The 19,713-nt window shown below is 37.5% G+C and carries 17 protein-coding genes; 2 read left to right on the forward strand and 15 right to left on the reverse strand.

Annotated elements, in window-relative coordinates; translation table 11 throughout:
- Positions 1–5 precede the first annotated feature (5 nt).
- The 8 genes from H5117_RS09135 to H5117_RS09170 form a co-directional block, all read right to left on the reverse strand.
- The gene (locus H5117_RS09135; RefSeq protein WP_182737329.1) at positions 6–1,040 is read right to left on the reverse strand and encodes a hypothetical protein; all 1,035 of its coding nucleotides are present in this window, start codon (positions 1,038–1,040) and stop codon (positions 6–8) included.
- Between the two features lie 130 nt (positions 1,041–1,170).
- Positions 1,171–1,863 (reverse strand): hypothetical protein, encoded by a 693-nt coding sequence (locus tag H5117_RS09140; RefSeq protein ID WP_182737331.1) that lies wholly within the window; start codon positions 1,861–1,863, stop codon positions 1,171–1,173.
- Positions 1,864–1,902: 39 nt separating this feature from the next.
- A complete protein-coding gene (locus tag H5117_RS09145) occupies positions 1,903–2,526 on the reverse strand; it encodes a hypothetical protein (RefSeq protein ID WP_182737334.1) in 624 nt (207 codons plus the stop codon).
- Between the two features lie 313 nt (positions 2,527–2,839).
- Positions 2,840–3,265, reverse strand: coding sequence for a hypothetical protein (locus tag H5117_RS09150; protein ID WP_182737336.1), 426 nt, complete (start codon positions 3,263–3,265; stop codon positions 2,840–2,842).
- 64 nt (positions 3,266–3,329) lie between these two features.
- Positions 3,330–5,333 (reverse strand): IPT/TIG domain-containing protein, encoded by a 2,004-nt coding sequence (locus H5117_RS09155; protein ID WP_182737339.1) that lies wholly within the window; start codon positions 5,331–5,333, stop codon positions 3,330–3,332.
- Between the two features lie 139 nt (positions 5,334–5,472).
- Entirely contained in the window at positions 5,473–6,681 is a 1,209-nt protein-coding gene (locus H5117_RS09160) for an ABC transporter permease (protein ID WP_182737461.1), read from the reverse strand.
- Entirely contained in the window at positions 6,674–7,462 is a 789-nt protein-coding gene (locus H5117_RS09165) for an ABC transporter ATP-binding protein (RefSeq protein ID WP_024596859.1), read from the reverse strand. Before H5117_RS09165 ends, H5117_RS09160 begins: the two co-directional genes overlap by 8 nt.
- On the reverse strand, positions 7,459–8,271 hold the full coding sequence (locus H5117_RS09170; RefSeq protein ID WP_182737342.1) for a DUF3025 domain-containing protein: 813 nt from the start codon (positions 8,269–8,271) through the stop codon (positions 7,459–7,461). Before H5117_RS09170 ends, H5117_RS09165 begins: the two co-directional genes overlap by 4 nt.
- A 113-nt stretch (positions 8,272–8,384) precedes the next feature.
- Here H5117_RS09170 and H5117_RS09175 point away from each other — a divergent pair, with 113 nt between their 5' ends.
- Together H5117_RS09175 and H5117_RS09180 are read left to right on the forward strand one after the other, a co-directional pair.
- A complete protein-coding gene (locus tag H5117_RS09175; RefSeq protein ID WP_182737345.1) occupies positions 8,385–10,010 on the forward strand; it encodes a M28 family metallopeptidase in 1,626 nt (541 codons plus the stop codon).
- 126 nt (positions 10,011–10,136) lie between these two features.
- Entirely contained in the window at positions 10,137–11,306 is a 1,170-nt protein-coding gene (locus tag H5117_RS09180) for a putative manganese transporter (protein WP_182737348.1), read from the forward strand.
- Positions 11,307–11,367: 61 nt separating this feature from the next.
- Here the strand turns inward: H5117_RS09180 and H5117_RS09185 are convergent, their stop codons facing one another.
- From H5117_RS09185 to seqA, 7 genes are all read right to left on the reverse strand, one after another.
- A complete protein-coding gene (locus tag H5117_RS09185) occupies positions 11,368–11,733 on the reverse strand; it encodes a DUF805 domain-containing protein (RefSeq protein ID WP_182737351.1) in 366 nt (121 codons plus the stop codon).
- A gap of 415 nt (positions 11,734–12,148) precedes the next feature.
- Positions 12,149–13,735, reverse strand: coding sequence for a dihydrolipoyllysine-residue acetyltransferase (locus tag H5117_RS09190; protein WP_182737355.1), 1,587 nt, complete (start codon positions 13,733–13,735; stop codon positions 12,149–12,151).
- Between the two features lie 8 nt (positions 13,736–13,743).
- Entirely contained in the window at positions 13,744–14,721 is a 978-nt protein-coding gene (locus H5117_RS09195; protein WP_182737358.1) for an alpha-ketoacid dehydrogenase subunit beta, read from the reverse strand.
- Positions 14,721–15,935, reverse strand: coding sequence for a thiamine pyrophosphate-dependent dehydrogenase E1 component subunit alpha (locus tag H5117_RS09200; protein ID WP_182737360.1), 1,215 nt, complete (start codon positions 15,933–15,935; stop codon positions 14,721–14,723). The genes H5117_RS09195 and H5117_RS09200 overlap by 1 nt, the downstream gene beginning before the upstream one ends.
- A gap of 265 nt (positions 15,936–16,200) precedes the next feature.
- Positions 16,201–17,253 (reverse strand): succinylglutamate desuccinylase, encoded by a 1,053-nt coding sequence (gene astE / locus H5117_RS09205; RefSeq protein ID WP_182737362.1) that lies wholly within the window; start codon positions 17,251–17,253, stop codon positions 16,201–16,203.
- A gap of 120 nt (positions 17,254–17,373) precedes the next feature.
- Positions 17,374–19,011, reverse strand: coding sequence for a phosphoglucomutase (alpha-D-glucose-1,6-bisphosphate-dependent) (gene pgm, locus H5117_RS09210; protein WP_182737364.1), 1,638 nt, complete (start codon positions 19,009–19,011; stop codon positions 17,374–17,376).
- A gap of 9 nt (positions 19,012–19,020) precedes the next feature.
- The gene (gene seqA / locus H5117_RS09215) at positions 19,021–19,617 is read right to left on the reverse strand and encodes a replication initiation negative regulator SeqA (RefSeq protein WP_182711206.1); all 597 of its coding nucleotides are present in this window, start codon (positions 19,615–19,617) and stop codon (positions 19,021–19,023) included.
- Positions 19,618–19,713: the final 96 nt, after the last annotated feature.

Below are 19,713 nucleotides of genomic sequence, written 5' to 3' on the forward strand. Positions count from 1 at the left end.
GCCACCTATGTATCGATAGATTTTGCAAACCAATCATGTATGGCGATACTGTATTTTCTTGGTAAGTTGTAACCTAAACAAATCGCGCCAGATTTAGTTAACAGGTAAGTCCTTCGCGCGACTTTGGCAGCGCCCCAAACATCGTTTAACTTTATAATATTATTTTTGGCCCCAGTAGCTTTAACTATTAAAGCGCCATTGCTTACGCTAAACCGCTTACGGCCCATAACTAATGTACTTAAATACCCCCCAAGCACAATGAGTATTACTGATAAAACTGACTGTAGAGCGGCTGGTAAATATTGAGCTCCTACAAGGTCTGCATGATTAAATAAAAACCAAATAGTAAATAATGTAAACAACCAAATTAGCATTAATAGCGAGCAAAATTGCGGGGATGTTACGGGTCTGGCAGTTATTATTAACTCACCACCGTTACTTTGTTTAAAGTAACGGTCATTAGGAATATCAGCTGACTCTGTGCTTTTAGTTTTTAAACCATCAATACTTAATTTATGCCTACGATTTCCAGCAACTAGCGCCAAATCAGTGTCAAAATGCGCCTCTAAAAAAGCAGCTGATTTTAAAATATCTGAAAGTGTCGCAATGTTCATTGTGAGCTCTGGATAACTAAAAAACTTCATTGAAAAATGCTCTAGTACTGGCTTTTCTGTATCAAAAAATTTTTCAAACTCACCAGTTGTAAAGCCACTTACTTCAACCAGAGATAACTGTGAATTAATAATATGTTTTTTTTTAGTAACAAAGCCAAGCCAAGAGCGTGTACTCACAATATCTTTATTTTTAGCGCTTAGTATTACTTTATTGACTTTCAATACCGGCGTGCACAGCACCAAACCCAATAAAATTATTATACTGGACCAAACTAGCTCGCCTGTTTCATATATACCTATAACACTAATATAAATTAGCCATGCGCCTAAGCATATTAACAAAAAGTGAAATATAACCCCTGAGACTCCGCCATTATCTGTAAATATTAGCTGCTCATTGCTTTGTTTTTGTAATTTATAACTCATTAATACACCAATACGACAAATGACTTTTCATGATAAAAAAGGAAGGTTAAGCCTACCTTATTGAGTTTAAGGTTTTTGACCTAAATACCAACGGCCAATTTAACTAAGTTAAAGTAACAATTAACGCTTATTAAGCTAAGTATGTTTGCATAATTATTATGCTTGTAAGTACTGTTAAAAACAGCGCTACAAACATAATTGCAATAGCCTTTATAAGAGGTGGGAACAAATAAGATACTTCAACAGCTGTTCTTTTGACCATTACTTCTATTATTTCAGGCAGCATAAAAAGGTTTATTCGATTAATACTCAGCGTGTCTTTATTAGTAAATAAAAATGTAGCATGAGTAAAAAATGGGAGTTTAATATTTTCATGGCGACTAACCGTTCCACGAATACGCTTTACTATGGTGTAATCAAACTTACCCACGGTTACCTCTTCAATATCCCGATAGTAAAACTTTTTATTTACACTACCAGTGCCTTTAAATTCAAAATAGTCTTGATACAGAATAATTGATTGTTTGTTGCCACGTTTAAAAAACAAAACTGCAATTAAAATAGCAAAGTAAAAGCCGATAAAATAAAGTACAACATATTCAGGCCTATTATTAGTATCGTACACCCTACCTTCACTTATAAAAAAACAGGTTAATAAAAACCCAACAATGTAAGCTACTACACTGTGTAGGTAGACTTGCTTTTTAGTGAAGTTTTTTAATAAAGGGTACGTTGTTAAATCGGCCTTACTATCTTTCTCAAGGCGTTCATCCGCGCTATATGAGTTAGTAAATCGCCTAAATTTGTTACACAAAAAGTCCATAAAGCCTCTTTTATAAAATCAAAGTTCCCCTTTGACGGATTAGATAAAAAATAAAAAAATCATTAAGAAGAAAGTAATTAACAATAAAAAATACAGTGGGAATTTTGTAATTAATGAAGTTTTGAAATCAATACTTACACCATGCTTCTCTTTTAACCAATCTACAAATTCAGGAAGCTGTAATATCGATAAGCGATTAAAAACCTGTTTTTTATTGTTCTGGTATTCAATTACTGCCCCGGTAATAATTTTAAAATCAGTACTTTTAGTCGGAAATATTTTTACCGTTACTTTAACCGGTTTGGTTAATTCAATGGGTTCTACACTGCCTGTGTGTTTATCTACGGTTAAATCTTTGGCACATTTAATACTGTTATTAACCCATATAACAAAGCGGATTGTGTTTATGAGTAATAAATTTAAAACTATTGATTGGATCAGTTGTGGAGATGAATAAGTGGGATACTTGTTCGGTGTAAGGTCTATGCCAATTAACCCAAGAATAACAGCAACAAGTGTATTAATTACAAAAAATATCAACCACTGTTTTGTTGTTTTTTGTGGCCAGCGCCCCGTATTTTTTAGTTTATAATTATCATTATGTGCAAAAACTGGCATGTTTTTTACATTATTGTAAATAGAGTACGAGAGTGAGTCTTTCACGTTTAAAAGTTCCTTCTTTTTTGTGTATTGCGGTACGCCCAAAAGCTATTTAGTAAACCAATTTACAATGATTATTCAAACTCTACAGGTCCAACAGTTCTTGCTTCATAACTTACACCATGATCCGCCACTAATTCACCATGAAAATTAAACGTGGCTTTATTTTCGCCAAGAATCTTAAGCGCTCAAATTAAGTACTTTATTAAACTCCAGCATGTTATTGTTTTTTTATTGTTATTTTTCTCGCCGTTGGAAAATCACACAATTAAATTGTTCTTGTACAATAAGCTATGTGCTTAATATAAGAAACTGATTAAAGACTAGTTTTATACCACTGATTAGTTTCTTTATCTAAGCCATAGTCACAGAGAAAATGGGAACTTCCTGTTTCTATGTTTAAAAACCCAATTTCAACTTGAACTTTTGTTTCAATGTTAAATAAAAAGTCTTTATCTTTTTCATCTATCAACATAAACAATGTACGTTCGTAATCAGCTGTTTTAATCGAATCATCATATCTAGCTGCTTTTTTTAGAAACTTCTTTTTCATATATGAAAATGAATTAGCCTTATTTACAGCTTTAACCTTTGGATGAAAATCTTCTATATAGGAATCGAAATCCTTATTTACAATCTTCATAGCATTGTCGTAGCACATTTTAGTAATTAAATCTTTATCCAACTCAGCATAAGCAAGGTTAGATAATAAAAAAAATGGTAAAAATTTATAGAGTTTCATAATTATCCTTAACTAAGTTTTGGTTTTTACTGTTTGAAAATAAATAACTTATTGATGCTGCTTATCAGTTTGATATTGAGTCTTTTGAACTCGCTATTGCTTTATTTAAAAGTGAGCGGTACTTGGCTGAATTATCATCAATATAACGAGGGTTACTTAAATTTGCTTCAATAAAGTTGGCAAATACTTTAACGTCTTCGTTAGAACTAAGCGCGTTAAACTCTTCTTTCCAATTAATTTGTTCTATATTGTTACCTAAAGCACCGCTATACCATACAGAAGATGCTGCTATATGAATTAGCGTAATCAAAATATTTTTATCTGATTGAAAAACCATAGTATTAATAAATTCATAGGGCTCTTTGTTCTCGTCAATATAAAGCGCCATAACAACATCACTATCACCGCCAAAAATATAATTAACGTTTAAATCATCACCAAGCTGCTCTTCTTGATTTATCGGTGATTTTAGAGAGGCAACTAATAATGATGCTAATACCTTATTGGGTATGTTCAATTGGCTGTAATCTAAAAGTACTTCATCACCAATTTTAACTGTGACTGTATTACTTGTACCATAAGTTGTTTTGGCTGTTAATTTAGCTTGAGAACTGACGCCGTCAGGAACAACAAAGGTCAACTTTTCGGTATTTATAATTGAAGGTTTAGTTTTTATATTATCAATAAAAACAAGCGTATCATCAGAAAAATGTTGTCCCGATAGACTTACGGTGTCACCCACCGAATAGTAATCAAGTTCTGGTTTTAATATTAATGGAAGGTTACGGTTTGATTTAATCACATTAATTGAGTTGGAACGTTTACCCTTAGCAAAAAAATACATAGATTGGGTATGCTCAGGCAGCACAAAGGGAACATCTTGCAATGATGATACTTTTTTATTGATAGGTGGTAAATTATTAGTTCGTTTGAATACGAGTATGCCCTCGGTTTCAAGTCCTCTACCCTTTACTTTGTGCGTCCCATTCTCTACAAAAAGCCCATTATACGACTGGCCCTTAAAAATATAATTTATAGTGCTTATTTCTTTATAATCAGCTTCGCCAGGGAAAGTTGAATCAATTATTTTTAAATGTTCAGAGTCATTTCCATCAAGTAACCCGTCGTTATCGTCATCAACATCGGCGTAATTTGGTACTCTGTCACCGTCAGTATCTGCGGGAAAAGAAGTAAGAATATCCTTAACTTCATTTTTGTCGACATTGCCATTGCCATCTGAGTCAAGATCTACAAAGTTACCCAAACCATCTTGATCTTGATCTGAAATGCCTTCTATTTTATCTGGTATTCCGTCTGCATCACTATCGTCATCCAACCAATTAGGAATACCATCCAAGTCAACATCGTGTGAATATGTATTACCATCTAAATAAACATAAAATTCTGTACCGTCAAAAATTCTATCTCTATCTGAGTCTATATCGTCAACAATTAAGCCAAAAGCAGACTCTAGACCATCATCTATGTAATCTATATCTACATCAAAAAAGAGTTTTGCTTTATATGTAAAATCAGTATCCCCTCGCGCATCATCATCAGTAATAGCTAAGTAATAAGTATCTGCAGTAGGAAGCGTAAAATTAGCTGCGGCTCCAATATTTCCAATAGCAGTAAAATTTGATTTAATTTTTTCTACCGACGAACCTTCTGAATTGAGGATAAAAATGTTTGGTCTGAAAATTGTGTTTGTAGTATTGAGTACAACAGATACACGCTCAGCCTTATTTGTTGTGAATTTAAATAAATCTAAATCAGCTGTATGCTGCACTAGACCTGAAACAAAGTATGGGATCTCTGAAGTCAGATTATCTGCTTTGGCTAAATTGTCGTTTAACTCCGTTTCTTGATAATACTTCGCTTTAACTAAGTTTGCATCAAACGGATAATCGTCCTGCTCATCAGGCACACCATCGCCGTCTTCATCTTTGTTTTGCCACGTGCCTACAGGTGGTGGCGATTGGATTGCTTTTGCCGGAGTTGTATAACTTAACAAGCTGAAAGCGCTGCTTACGCTCAATAGTGAGAAGTAAATAAGGGGTATTTTCAAGAATCCATCCTTGTTTTTTTAATCCGTAGTTCAGCTCATAAATCTAAACTATTTAATGACTTAATACAAACTGCTTTGAAACAAATAGCTTAGAAACAAAAAAGCACCACTACAGCGGTGCTTTTTATAATTAACAATTTTATCTAAAAAGAACGTCTTCTCTATTAAACCACTTAACACAAAATGCCAATAGTCCAGCAGCAATGATTGCAGTGGCTAAAAATATTAAGCCTACAAATGTGTAATCAACAGTCCCTTTTACTATTTCTTTAATTGCTAATGCTACGTTTGTAACAGGAATGAATGCTGTTTTAGCAGTGAGTTCCATATTTGGCATGATTGAAATAATAATCGGGAAAAATACGCCCATACTAAGTGGTGCCATATAATTTTGTGCTTCTTTAAACGTGCGAGCATAGATAGATATAGCCAGAGCTAAGGCCGAAAATATAGCTGCAACAGGTAGTAATAGTACAAATATCATTAGTAAATCGGTAACTGCTAATGTACTAAATGCGGCTTTAATAAAATCAAGATCGGCAAATGCGAGCGCCAATGCTATCCAGCAGCCCATACTTAAGACGGTTATGGTTGTGGAGGCAATGGATGTAGTTAACAAGGTTATAAATTTACCAAGCACCAACTCTGTACGCGTAATAGGTGTAAGTAGGAGTGTTTCTAGCGTGCCGCGTTCTTTTTCGCCAGCGCCTAAATCAATAGCGGGATAAGTTGCCCCCATCAATACTAATGGAATAAGTAAATAAGGTAAAAACCCGCCAATTTTTTCGCCAAGGTTTTCACGTTTATCGGCTGTATCTACTTTTATGACTTCAATTGGATTAATAATAGATTTTTGAACAGACTCTTCAATACCAAAACTGATTAGCTTTTGAGTTTGCAGCACGTCACTGTATTCTTTTGCGAGCTCTTTAACGCGTTCGAATAAAAAGTTGATAGATTTTGAATCGTTAAAAACAACCTGCCACTGGCTTTGTTTTCCATCGTCCAATGTTTGCACAGCATGACTTGGTAAATAAATACCCATATCAATATCGCCAGCGATTACACCTGCTTTAAGCTCATCTATATTGTTAAAGGTTTTATCCCCTTTATAAAGCTCAAAACTTTTGTGATAAAACACTTTATCTGTAAACTCTTGTGCGTAGTCACCGTTGATAATCGCGTAAGTGTTTACTTTTTGCTCAGCGTCCATTGCAGCTTGCGAGCTTATAAATGCCATTACGGCAAACAATAACGGAAATATAGCAACAGGGAGCGCGACTACAAATAATAGCGTTTTTTTATCGCGTAATAACTCTCTTAATTCCTTTTTAAATACCTCAAACATCATGTTTCTCCGTTAATATATTCATAAACGCTTGGTTAAGCTCATCACTATTACCTGCTTGTTTAAACTCTTCTACTGTCCCGTCAAAACAGCTAATACCTTCGTTAATTACAGCGACACGGTCACATAAAAGAGCTACTTCATCTAGATGATGGGTTGAGAAAATAACAGGCGTCCCTTGCGCCTTTAAACCTTTGATAAATTTAATAACGGTTTGTGTTGTCATTATATCAAGACCCGTTGTTGGCTCATCAAGTACCACAACTGCTGGGCGATGAACAACTGCACGCGCTATATTTGCTTTTTGCTTCATACCTGTTGAAAGGTTTTCTGCCCGTTTATCTACAAATTTGTGCATGTCTAGCAATGTAAATAGCTCATCACAACGCGATGCAATATCGCTTTTGTTCATGCCATGAAGCTTTGCAAAATACTCTATGTTTTCTTTTACAGTTAAGCGGCCATACAAACCCGTAGAGCCTGATAAAAATCCAATAGACTTACGGCCCAGTAGCGGTTTTTTTACAATATCGTTTCCGGCAATCGTTATTGAGCCTTCATCGGGCTTTAACGCGGTTGAAATCATTCTCAGTGTCGTCGTTTTACCCGCACCATTTGGGCCGAGCAATCCAAGTACCTCACCTTTAGCGCAACTAAAACTAACGTCTCGTACTGAGTGAAAGTAGTCTTTATCTTCACGAGGATCGATGTCGTCTATTTTATTTTTTTTGTGATCTTTAGTTAGCTTAAATTTCTTTTTAAGCCCAGCAACTTCTATCATGTTCGCATCCTTCGTTTCGCTCTAAAATAATCTGTATTGTTGTAAAAAGAGTCATCTTTGTTTTCGTCATGCCAGCCTGGCACACCTAATAAAGGCAGTGGTGAAAGCTTTTTGTTATCGGCTAAGCAGTTATCTGTATCAATCATCTCATAAAGGGCTTGGTCAAGGTACTGGTATTGAGTTACTAAATCTTTACAAAATATTTCATTCGGTACACAAACAAATAACGCTTTACCCGTTAAACCTATATAAGGCTTTGTTAGCATTTCATAATTAGCATGACCAAACATAAAAGGTTTTATTGTTTTACCCCACTCATGTTTGTGTTCAACGAATGCAGTTTTCCATTGGTGATCGCAAAGCCACTGCTGCCATTTACTCTCACTTATAGCTAATACAACACCACACTCATCAAAAAGCGTTAGTGCATTACGATGCTTAGTACGCTGTTGCAGTCCATGCTCAGCTATATCTTGCACATGTCTATGGTTTATTAACGCTTTGGTTTTTGGAAATAAACACCATATAAACCCACCAAATAAGTCATGCCAATTTTCACTTCGTGTAGGTACAACACCCGTTTCAAAAATTACTTGCTCGTAATACCGCTCGCCAAAGTCTACCTTTGCATCATCTTCAAAAGTAATAGGAATACTATTCTCATTAATAGCAGTTAAAAATGGAGAAAACCACTGCGGCGCCGGCCAATCTGTTAGTTCGTTAACTTTAAATAGCTCACGTAAATGCGCAAATGCACCTGTTTCTAAACTATTGATTTGCCACTGCTCGGGGGGAGTAAAACGCTTCATTTAAACCTTTAACAATTTATGCCTATAATTTACGAGAAGTTTACCGCAAAAACTGGTTCTACTTAATAGAAGTTAATATACTAATCACAACTTAAAACAAAAAAAGAGCTGACATGAAACATTATTTCTCTCTCACACTCCTCGCTACTGCTGTTTTAGCAGGTTGCGCAACAACAAGTATTACACCTACTGATGTAACAAATGGTTATAACAGTATTCAAGCTGATGAATTGGCTATACATGTAAAAGTACTCGCATCGGATGAGTTTGGTGGCCGTGCTCCTTCATCACCTGGCGAAAAGCTAACGCTTGATTATTTAACTGCGCAGTTTAAAGCTTTAGGCTTAAAACCAGGTAATGGCGACAGCTACTTACAAGAAGTTCCACTTGTGTCGCTTGAGGCTGATGCAAACATGGTATTAAGTATTGGTGGTAAAGACTATCAATATAAAAAAGATATGGTTATGGGTAGCAGCCGCATTAGCGCACAAGAAGGCATAGAAAATTCTGAACTTGTTTTTGTGGGCTACGGCGTTAATGCACCTGAATACAATTGGAATGATTACGAAGGATTAGACATTAAAGGTAAAACGGTTGTAATGCTGGTTAACGATCCGGGCTTTGCAACAAAAGACCCTACTTTATTTACTGGCGACGCGATGACTTATTACGGTCGTTGGACATACAAATATGAAGAAGCAAGTCGACAAGGTGCAGCTGGAGCAATTATTATTCATGAAACAGCACCTGCGTCATACCCATGGTCAGTAGTTGAAAACTCGTGGAGCGGTGAGCAGTTTGGTTTTCAAAAAGAAAACAACAATATGGACCGCGTAGCCGTTGAAGGCTGGATTACAACTGACGTAGCAAAAGAGCTTTTTACTAAAGCAGGTCTAGATTTTGATACCGTTAAAACAAATGCTGCTAAAGGTGCTTACCATGTTGATATGGGCGATTTAACTGCTTCTGTTAATGTTAAAAACACGATTAAAAAATCAGTGTCGTATAACTTTATCGCTACGTTACCAGGAAGCGAGCAACCAGATGAGCATGTTATTTACTCGGCGCATTGGGATCACTTAGGTACAGATAAAACACGTAAAGGCGATCAAATTTACAACGGTGCTCACGACAACGCAACGGGTACCGCTGGGCTTATTGAAGTAGCTGAAGCCTTTACTAAATTACCTAAGCATCCTAGCCGCTCAATGACATTTTTAGCGGTAACTGCTGAAGAGCAAGGCTTACTAGGTTCTAAATACTATGCAGCTAACCCAGTGATTGCAGCTAATAAAACAGTCGCTAACATAAACATGGATAGCTTAAATTTATTAGGCAAAGTAAAAGACATGAATGTGGTCGGTATTGGTAAGTCACAAATGGATGAGTTTTTAGCAACTGCAGCTAAAGAGCAAGGCAGAACAATATCAGGCGATCCTAAACCATCATCTGGTGGCTATTACCGCTCTGATCACTTTGCATTTGCTAATATGGGGATTCCAGCCATGTACGCAGGTGGCGGCACAGTCGCAGCTGACGAAGTGACAGCTAATTACCGTAAACGCATGAGTTTAGTACTTCGCGGTTGTTATCATCAACCGTGTGATCGTTACCGTGACGAATGGGATTTATCGGGTGCTGTTCAAGACTTACAATTGTTTTATAAAGTAGGTTTTGATATTTCGGAGCAAGAGCAATGGCCAACGTGGAATGCAAACTCAGAATTTCAGCGTAAGTAGCCCTATTTGAGTTTACTTATCGAAAAATTCAAAGTGAGTAATCGATTTAAATAGATGCAAATGATATTGATTATCATTTAATTAAAATATACAGTGTTACTAAGTTTATTTAATTGGTAACACTGTATGATTTTACTCTCTCAAATAGGATTTATTACGCCCGCTTCTAAACGCTTTGTTAGCCAAAATAAACGTTTATTATTACCACTTTTTTTGCTGGTATGCTTAGCTGTGCCATCATTTCGTGAAATTACAATAACAGCACTAAGCGATGCTTTTTTTCAAGTTAGCGTATTTGTTGCTGCTACATTATTAATTTATTACTACGCCATAGAGCATTTACCTCAATTAGAGCTTAGTTATTTAAGTGCTAAATCGCCGGTATTAGAAATATTTTTTGCTGCCGTTTTAGGTGCCCTTCCTGGATGTGGTGGTGCAATAATAGTGGTTACCCAGTTTACAAAAGGCCAAGCAAGTTTTGGGGCTATTGTTGCTGTTTTAACAGCTACAATGGGAGATGCCGCATTTTTACTCCTTGCCACTCGCCCTACTGAAGGTTTAACCATAATGGCCATTGGCTTAGTAGTAGGCGCGCTTTGTGGTGTTATAGTAAACGCCCTTCATGCAAAAGACTTTTTACGCCCAACAAAGCAAGAACAAAAACACCAAGTTAAAGTATTGCCAACTAGTATAATTAAAATAAGCAAACCCGTTTGGATGTTCGCTATTATTCCAAGCCTCATTATTGCTTTTTTAATTGCATTTAATGTCGACTTTGATCAATTTGGAAAATACACAGGCACAAGTATTAGTATTTTTGGTGCTGCAATGGCGTTATTTACTGTAACTATATGGGCGTATTCTTCTAAAGGTGAAAGCTATAAAGAAGTAACCTCAGAAGACGATGAATATAATCCACCTTCTAAAATTATTAAAGTACTTCAAGACACACACTTTGTGACCGCATGGGTAGTGGCATCGTTTATGTTGTTTGAGATTTTAGTAAATATTGCAGGGCTTGATTTAAAAAACTGGTTTGCACATTATGCTTATTTGGCGCCACTTATTGCTGTGGTGATTGGTTTTTTACCCGGTTGTGGTCCGCAAATAATTGTTACTACGTTATATATTCAGGGGATCATTCCATTTAGCGCATTAACTGCTAATGCAATATCTAACGATGGTGATGCGTTATTTCCTGCAATTGCAATGGCACCTAAAGCGGCTGTAATTGCGACTGTGTATACATCTATTCCTGCTTTGGCCGTTGGCTATGGCCTTTACTTTTTAAGTTAAAATTACCATAAACAAAAAAGCTCAGCTATTGCTGAGCTTTTAGGATGTTAACTTATTTTATTTATACGGCTGCTGGCTCTGCAGCTAGTTCTTTTGGATTTGGGCCATAATCGTTCTCACCTTCATGTGAGTTTTGTGCAAGAAAAACAATTAAAACAATCCAACCAATTACTGGCACTAACCAAAGTAACTGCCACCAGCCTGAACGACCAGTATCATGAAGGCGACGTGCGCCAGCACTTAAGCCAGGAATTAATAGCGCTAAGCTATAAATAGTGCCAATGAACATTGTACCTAGTACACCATCAATCGCATTACAAACTACCGAAAAAATGAAGTTAAATAATACAAAAATCCAATATGCTTTACGACGATTACGGCCTGAAAAATCCGCGTAGCTGCGAAGCGCGTTCATATAATGTTCCATGACATTTCCTTAGTGTTATTTTTTTATATTCCCTAACGGGGTTAACTTTATTACTTTTTAGTAACACTTGTATCTTAAATAAAAACAGACTCATTTAAAACAAAAAACCGGCAAATTGCTGGTTTTTTATTAGGGCGTGTTGACCTTTGCGGATTGAAATTTGTTCAATCTAGGGGCGATTTAATCGCGGCGCGAGGTTTGTAACCTAGTGGGCTAAGTAAAAACCGAGCAACAAAGAGTTTATCGCCCCTAGGCAAAACGCGAAGGGCAGCGCATGTTTGGCATTTATGCTGCGTTATCGCCTATTTATGGGGAGTAACCAAACTTCATAGGCTCTGGCTTGCCTAAAAACCAAACATACTGCTGTAAATTCAACCATCAAAGATCAACACGCCCTAGTTAAACAATTATATTATTAACTCATTGCCATCATCATTGCCGAAGGATTTTCTAAGTACGATTTCCATAGGTTATTAAAGCGTGCAATAGTGCCGCCATCAATAACACGATGATCGCCAGACCAACTTACTTGCATTATCGCTTTACTCACAACCTGCCCACTTTCGTCAAAACGCGGTAAGTGCTGCAGTTTACCAAGCGCAACAATAGCTACTTCTGGTTTATTAATTATAGGGGTCGCAATAGTGCCGCCAATCGCACCAATGTTAGAGATACTAATTGTCCCACCTTTTAAATCATCAGGTGCAACACGCCCTTCTCGCGCAGAATGAGTTAAGCGGGTTAAATCACTTGCCACATCAACAATGCTCTTACTCTGGCACGACTTAATATTAGGCACTAACAAGCCAATTTTTGAATCAACTGCTATACCAATATTATGATCGTTATAATAGGAAAGCTCTGAGCAATCATCATTCACTTTTGAATTAAGTACAGGGTACTCTTTCATTGCTAGCGAGAGTGCTTTTACAAAAAATGGCATCATGGTGAGCTTTACGCCTTGTGCTTTGTACTGCTCTTTTAAGGAGCTGCGCAAAGCTATAAGCTGTGTTAAGTCTATTTCATCACTAAACGTAAAGTGCGGAATAGTTGAAACCGATGCCACCATTTGCTTGGCCATGGCCGCTTTAATGCCTTTAATTTGCTCTACTCGTACACCACCGCTTTGATTCTGTGTTTGGTTTTGTACTGCACTTTGAGAAGCATCGCTATTAAGCGGTGAAGTATCAATAGTATTTGGCACTTCGCCTTTTACAAACTCTTCAATATCTTGCTTGTAAATACGTCCATTTTTTCCACTACCTGGTACGCACGTTAAATCAACATCTAGCTCACGTGCTTTACGACGAACTGCAGGCGACGCCACCGCTTTTTGATTGATAACCTTTGCAGCTTGCTGCGTTTTAACAGAGGCAACTTTTTCAGCAACGGCATTAGTTTGAGCCTTTACGACCGCTTGGTTTATATCAACATTTGGCTTTACTGCACTGCCTGCAATTGTCATTTGAAACAACGGGCTATGTACTTTTGCTATTTCACCTTTTTGGTAATATAGTTTTTTTACTGTGCCTGTATATTTTGCCGGAATTTGTACTAATGCTTTGTCGGTCATTACGTCACAAACCGCTTGGTCTTCTTCTATTTCATCGCCTTCTGCGACTAACCAATCAACAATCTCACATTCAACAATACCTTCACCAATATCAGGGAGTATAAAGTCTTCAACTACATCAGATGCATTGTTATTAGTTTGATTTTCAGCTTGAACAGGCTCTTCTACTACTTCATTACTCGTACTATCACCAGTTACATCCATAGCAAATAAAGGAGCATGTACTTTAGCAATTTCACCTTTTTGATAATATAGCTTTGAAATAATGCCATCATGCACTGCTGGAATTTGTACTAATGCTTTGTCTGTCATTACATCACAAATTGGCTGGTCCTCAGATACGGTATCGCCTTCTTGAACTAGCCACTCAACAACTTCGCATTCAACAATGCCTTCACCAATATCGGGTAATATAAAATCTTTCGCCATGGTAACCCCTAAAAATCCATTGATTGTTTAATTGCAGCCAACACTTTTAGTGCGTCCGGTACGTATTCTTTTTCAAGTGCCAACGGGTATGGTGTATCTAGACCACATACACGTAAAATTGGCGACTCTAAATGCAAGAAACACTCTTGTTGTATTGTTGCTGCTATCTCGGCACCAAAGCCATTAGTTATAGGCGCTTCATGGCTCACGATTAAACGGCCGGTTTTAATAACCGATTTAGCAATCGTTTCAACATCCCATGGTAAAATACTACGAAGATCTATTACTTCACAGCTTATACCTTGCTCGCTTGCTTGCTTTGCTGCCTCTTCAATAATCTCCATTTGAGCACCCCACGCTAAAAGCGTAATATCGGTACCCTCTTGTACTGCTTCAGCCGTGCCTAATTCAATACTATAATCTTCTTCTGGCACTTCGCCTGTTGATGCACGATATAAACGCTTAGGCTCAAAAAATATGACAGGGTTATCATCTTTAATAGAGGCACGTAATAAACCCTTAGCTTGATAAGGGTTACGCGGTACAACCACTTTTAAGCCCGGTGTATGTGCAAAATAAGCTTCGGGTGATTGCGAGTGATATAAGCCACCAGCAATACCACCGCCATAAGGCGTACGAATAGTTAAGTTACCTACATTAAATTCATTACCACTGCGATAACGAAATTTAGCGGCTTCATTTACTATTTGATCAAACGCTGGGAAAATATAATCAGCAAATTGAATTTCTGCTAATGCAGGCGCACCAAATGCCGCTAAACCATTAGCAAAGCCTAAAATACCTTGTTCGGTTAAAGGCGTATTAAAAACGCGATGCTTACCGTACTTTTCTTGCAAGCCTGATGTTGCTCTAAATACACCACCGAAGTAACCAACATCTTCGCCAAAAATACAGGCTTGAGGGTGTTCGTTCATCGTAATATCGAGGGCAGAGTTAATTGCGTGGAGCATGTTCATTTTAGCCATTACTTAATTCTCCCTGCAGTTACTGGGTAAGCATCTGGATGCTGTTTTATATGTTCTTTTAATTGCTCGTACTGACGTTGCAATAATGGAATTGGTGTATCGTAAACGTCAGATACCAATTCTTCTAAAGCCGGCTTGGCAACAACTTCAGCACGCTTAAGCGCTGCTAAAATTTCTTCACGAATCGACTCTTTTGCTTTTATGTCGTCTTCTTCGTTTAACCAATCTTGCTTGACCAACCATTTTCTAAATTTATCAATAGGACAGATTTGATTATTTGCCTCTTCATCTTTAGAGCGATAACCACTGGGATCGTCTGATGTAGAATGCGCGCCTAATCGATAAGCAATCGATTCAATAAGTACAGGCTCACCTTGTGTTGAGGCTATTTCGCGTGCTTTTTTGGTCGCTGTATACACAGCAAGTGCATCTGTGCCATCAACACGAATTGTTTTAATACCATAACCTACACCACGCGACGCAATACCATCGCCTTTAAACTGTTCATCAGCAGGGGTAGATATGGCATAGCCGTTATTACGTGCAAAAAATATAACCGGCGCTTTGTGAACAGCCGCCATATTTAAGCCCGCATGAAAGTCACCTTCTGATGCAGCACCTTCACCAAAGTAACAAATAGTCACGTTATCAATTGTGCTTGCAAGCTCACCTGTTTTAGCGTCGATATGCTTTATTTTTTGACCATATGCATAACCTGTTGCCTGTGGTATTTGCGTACCCAGTGGCGATGAAATCGTCATGTAGTTTAGCGCTTTAGAGCCATAATGGATTGGCATTTGGCGACCTTTACCTAAATCCAATTCATTTGAGAACATTTGGTTCATAAATTGATCGAGTGTAAAACCACGATAATGTAGTGCAGCTTGTTCACGATATTGAGCCATGATCATATCGTCTTGATCAAGAGCAGCAGCAGAGGCTGTAACTGCGGCTTCTTCGCCTAGGCATTGCATATAAAAACTAACACGACCTTGGCGCTGCGCGCCTTGCATACGTTCATCTAACAAACGTATAAAACGCATTGTTTCATATAACTTAATAGCGGTATGTTTTGAAATATCAGGTGCGGTTGCACTAGGATGAATGTCGCCGTCCTCAGTTAAAATACTAAGGGTTGGAATATTAAGTGCTTGGCCATCAATAAATTCAAGCTCGTGGTTAATATTCAGCGATACGTTATTTGGATTACTCATAACCTACCTTCTTTTGTTGTCGGTAAAACAGTGCCCCTTTAAATTATTATTGTGGGTGATTGTTGCTGGTTAAACTTTGCAACATCTGCACTATCTTTAATTAAAGCTGCCAACACTTTACGTTAACGTAAAGTGTTATTCAACACATCTGGGACGAAACAAAAGCAAATACAGGTTAAATAAGTGGCAAGTTAACGATACGGTTACTTTAATTAATAGTAATCATATAGTTAACTTGAAGCCAGTAGTGGTCTGATGAGTTTAATTAGACGAAATTGCTATCAATATCCATTGGAATAACAGTAAGCAGTGCTCTTTGGCCTAATGCTACGCTCGCATTTGGAAATATAATAGCCTCACCTTCAACGTCAGCGTAAATCGCTGTATCACCGTCGGTTGCAAGTAGTTCACCTTTCGCAAAGCCAGTAAAGTTCTCAGCATCATCAGAAAAAGGGAAACTAAAATCATCCTTTGTTCTATTAATTGTGCGGTGCACTGCAAATAACTCAAACTCACTTGCATTAAAATCAGGGTATTTAACTTCATTTTGGCTAATTAATGCAGTTAATGTTTGCTTTGTTTTTTCAAAGCGGGCCATATCATTTTGGCCAAATGGCTTAACCTGACCCAGCTCTACCGTAAACGAGTCTGCACCATGAACAAACGACGAATAATAGCTAAACGTTGTTGCGGGTGATTTCATCATAAGTACGGTATTTACACCACAGCTCAATAAAAATTGTAACTGTGACTTTTTCCATGGCTTACCATGTAAAAATGGATACACAGCAAATTTTTCGTTTTTAGAGCCTCTAATTGCAGTGTGTAAGTCGTAATGACATCGGCTACTGCCTTGCTGGCCACGGGCATAAAAGTCACTTACGTATTGCTCAAGCTTTGAAGCGCGGTTTCGTTCATTATTCATTGGTACACCTTCAACTGTATGGTAACCATTAAATAATCTATTTAAGTTTTCTTCTACAAAACGCAGGCCAATATTAATTGATTGTGGATTACCATAAATAAATAAAACACGCTGTTTAAGGACTAGCTCACCTTTTATAATTTGTTTAATGAGCGCATCACAAATTTCAATTGGCGCAGTTTCGTTACCGTGTACAGCGCTTGAATAAATTACATCTTTGCTTGTTTTAACAGCAGGTTGAAACTCTATTACGCCGGTATCGTGTATATTTACACAAGTTCCATTATCTAAAACAAATTCACCTGCATCTAAATGCCATTCGTTATTACGGCTAAGGGTTAAAAAATCGCCCGTTTGTTTTAATTCATTTAAGTAAGATGGATTGGCTGACATGTAATAAGCCCTTTAAAAATAATGTGAGAGTAAACTCTTATGCATACATATGCACAAGTTAGAGGTATAGAAACAAAAACGGCTGAATAAATCAGCCGTTTTAAAATAGTTTAAGCAGTGTTAGCTGATCACAGAATCGACTAACTTTTTAGCTTCTTTTTCAAGTAACGCTAAATGCTCTTCACCTTTAAATGATTCAAGGTATATTTTATAAATATCTTCAGTACCTGATGGACGCGCTGCAAACCAGCCATTTTCAGTGACCACTTTTAAACCACCAATTGCCGCATCGTTACCTGGTGCATGAGTCAGTTTTTGCAAAATAGGTTCGCCAGCAAGTGTATCTGCTTTAACATCAGAAGCACTCAATGCTTTTAAACGTGACTTTTGGCCGCTTGAGGCCGGTGCATCAAGGCGTTTATAAATTGGAGAACCAAACTCTTGTTCTAGTTCTTTATAAAGCGCTGATGGAGTTTTACCTGTTACTGCAAGTATTTCTGCAGCGAGTAGTCCCATAATAAAGCCGTCTTTATCTGTACACCATACAGAGCCATCAAAACGTAAGAATGCAGCACCTGCGCTTTCTTCGCCACCAAATGCAAGCTTGCCTTTGCTTAAGCCTTCAACAAACCATTTAAAGCCTACGGGTACTTCTTTTACTTTACGATTATTGCGCGCTGCTACTTTATCGATCATAGAGCTAGAAACCAGTGTTTTACCAATCTCTACTGTTTCACTCCAATCACGGTGTTTAAGTAAGTAATCAATTGCCACTGCTAAAAAGTGGTTTGGATTCATTAAACCATCTGGCGTTACAATACCGTGGCGATCGTAGTCAGGGTCGTTACCAATAGACACATCAAAATCATCTTTTAATGCAATAAGGTTCGCCATTGAATAAGGTGATGAACAATCCATACGAATTTTGCCGTCTTTATCAAGTGGCATAAAAGCAAAACGTGGATCAACAACATCATTAACGACGGTTAAATCTAAATTATATTTTTTAGCAATAACAGGCCAAAAATTAATACCTGAACCACCTAGTGGATCAATACCAATTTTGATACCTGCATCGCTAATGGCTTTTAAATTAACGATATTTGCTAAATCATCAATATAAGGAGTCATTAAATCTTCGTATCGAATAAAGCCTGAACGTGAAGCTTTAGCGAATGGGAATAGCTCAACTTCAACCAAGTCTTCTAATAAAAGTTGATTTGCTCTGTCTTCAATCCATTTAGTAACGTCGGTATCAGCAGGTCCGCCATTAGGTGGATTGTATTTAAAGCCACCATCTTCAGGAGGGTTATGCGAAGGCGTAACAACAATCCCGTCTGCAAGCTCATTTGGGTGCAGCTTGTTATGGCTAACTATGGCGTGGCTGATAACTGGCGTTGGTGTAAAGTCACCGTTTTCTTGCGTTATCACTTGCACTTCGTTAGCAACTAAAACTTCAATAGCTGAATTAAATGCAGCCTCACTCAGTGCGTGTGTGTCTTTACCTAAAAATAACGGACCAAAAATATCATTTTGTTTTCTATAATCACAAATAGCCTGAGTAATCGCTAAAATGTGTGACTCGTTAAATTTAACATCGTAAGAACAACCACGGTGGCCTGATGTACCAAAAGCAACACAATGCTCTGGATTTTGTTCAAGATCAGGTTCGTTTAAGTAATACGCAGATACTAATTTAGGTACGTTAACCAGTGCTGATTGTGGAGCAGTTTTGCCTGCGCCTGAGTGAATAGCCATTATATTTCCTTACAGGTAATCGCGAATTTTTTCAGCTTGCTCTGCACTATATCCAAGGCAAAGAGCAACTTCATGAAGCATCATTTTTTTACGCGTTGTATTAGAATTTGTCATAACCCAATATTCACTATCAGTTATGTTTTTAGGGTTCATACTACTACCGCTATTTACTAAGGCTTCTTTACTAGTAGCAAAGTAAACACGGTCACGCCCTTTAATATCTAGTACAGCCGAAAAATCAGTTTTATGTGTGCGGTAAAATGCACTTAAAATAAACAAAAAGCGCCCAACAACACCCTTCTGCATTGCCAGCTCTTCTTTATTTAATACATTAAAAACATTATCGCTTTTTTGCTTCACGGGTGCGTGAGCTACAGGCGTTTGTTTTTTTGCAGTCTCAGCAGCAGGTAGCTCTGAGCTTTTTAATGTGGCGGTAGACGTAGTCGCAGTTTGATTATTTTGAGTTAGTTCTACGTTTGCGGTTTGAATTTTTTCGCCGCTCAGATTTAATAAACGACGTAAAATAGTGGATGCACTTTCACCAATACTTTGCGTATTGCTTGCAATATACTGATATAACTCGTCGTCTATGTCGATTTGTTTCATGTTCTTCCTGTCATTACGGGTCACATTTTTTTCTCCCGTGTGATTATACCCAAACCAATCAGAAATGCGAGTTACAACAAGCACTCCCGTAAACAT

It is taken from the genome of Pseudoalteromonas sp. SG45-1 (assembly GCF_014164135.1).
Lineage (GTDB): Bacteria > Pseudomonadota > Gammaproteobacteria > Enterobacterales > Alteromonadaceae > Pseudoalteromonas > Pseudoalteromonas distincta.

Excerpts from the sequence above, each read along its gene's own strand:
- H5117_RS09165 (WP_024596859.1), bottom strand. The coding sequence starts at position 7,462 with ATGATAGAAGTTGCTGGGCTTAAAAAGAAATTTAAGCTAACTAAAGAT.
- seqA (WP_182711206.1), bottom strand. The coding sequence starts at position 19,617 with ATGAAACAAATCGACATAGACGACGAGTTATATCAGTATATTGCAAGC.
- H5117_RS09150 (WP_182737336.1), bottom strand. The coding sequence starts at position 3,265 with ATGAAACTCTATAAATTTTTACCATTTTTTTTATTATCTAACCTTGCT.
- pgm (WP_182737364.1), bottom strand. The coding sequence starts at position 19,011 with ATGGCTATTCACTCAGGCGCAGGCAAAACTGCTCCACAATCAGCACTG.
- H5117_RS09195 (WP_182737358.1), bottom strand. The coding sequence starts at position 14,721 with ATGGCTAAAATGAACATGCTCCACGCAATTAACTCTGCCCTCGATATT.
- H5117_RS09160 (WP_182737461.1), bottom strand. The coding sequence starts at position 6,681 with ATGTTTGAGGTATTTAAAAAGGAATTAAGAGAGTTATTACGCGATAAA.
- H5117_RS09185 (WP_182737351.1), bottom strand. The coding sequence starts at position 11,733 with ATGGAACATTATATGAACGCGCTTCGCAGCTACGCGGATTTTTCAGGC.
- H5117_RS09175 (WP_182737345.1), top strand. The coding sequence starts at position 8,385 with ATGAAACATTATTTCTCTCTCACACTCCTCGCTACTGCTGTTTTAGCA.
- H5117_RS09180 (WP_182737348.1), top strand. The coding sequence starts at position 10,137 with ATGATTTTACTCTCTCAAATAGGATTTATTACGCCCGCTTCTAAACGC.
- H5117_RS09140 (WP_182737331.1), bottom strand. The coding sequence starts at position 1,863 with ATGGACTTTTTGTGTAACAAATTTAGGCGATTTACTAACTCATATAGC.
- H5117_RS09170 (WP_182737342.1), bottom strand. The coding sequence starts at position 8,271 with ATGAAGCGTTTTACTCCCCCCGAGCAGTGGCAAATCAATAGTTTAGAA.
- H5117_RS09135 (WP_182737329.1), bottom strand. The coding sequence starts at position 1,040 with ATGAGTTATAAATTACAAAAACAAAGCAATGAGCAGCTAATATTTACA.
- H5117_RS09200 (WP_182737360.1), bottom strand. The coding sequence starts at position 15,935 with ATGAGTAATCCAAATAACGTATCGCTGAATATTAACCACGAGCTTGAA.
- H5117_RS09190 (WP_182737355.1), bottom strand. The coding sequence starts at position 13,735 with ATGGCGAAAGATTTTATATTACCCGATATTGGTGAAGGCATTGTTGAA.
- astE (WP_182737362.1), bottom strand. The coding sequence starts at position 17,253 with ATGTCAGCCAATCCATCTTACTTAAATGAATTAAAACAAACGGGCGAT.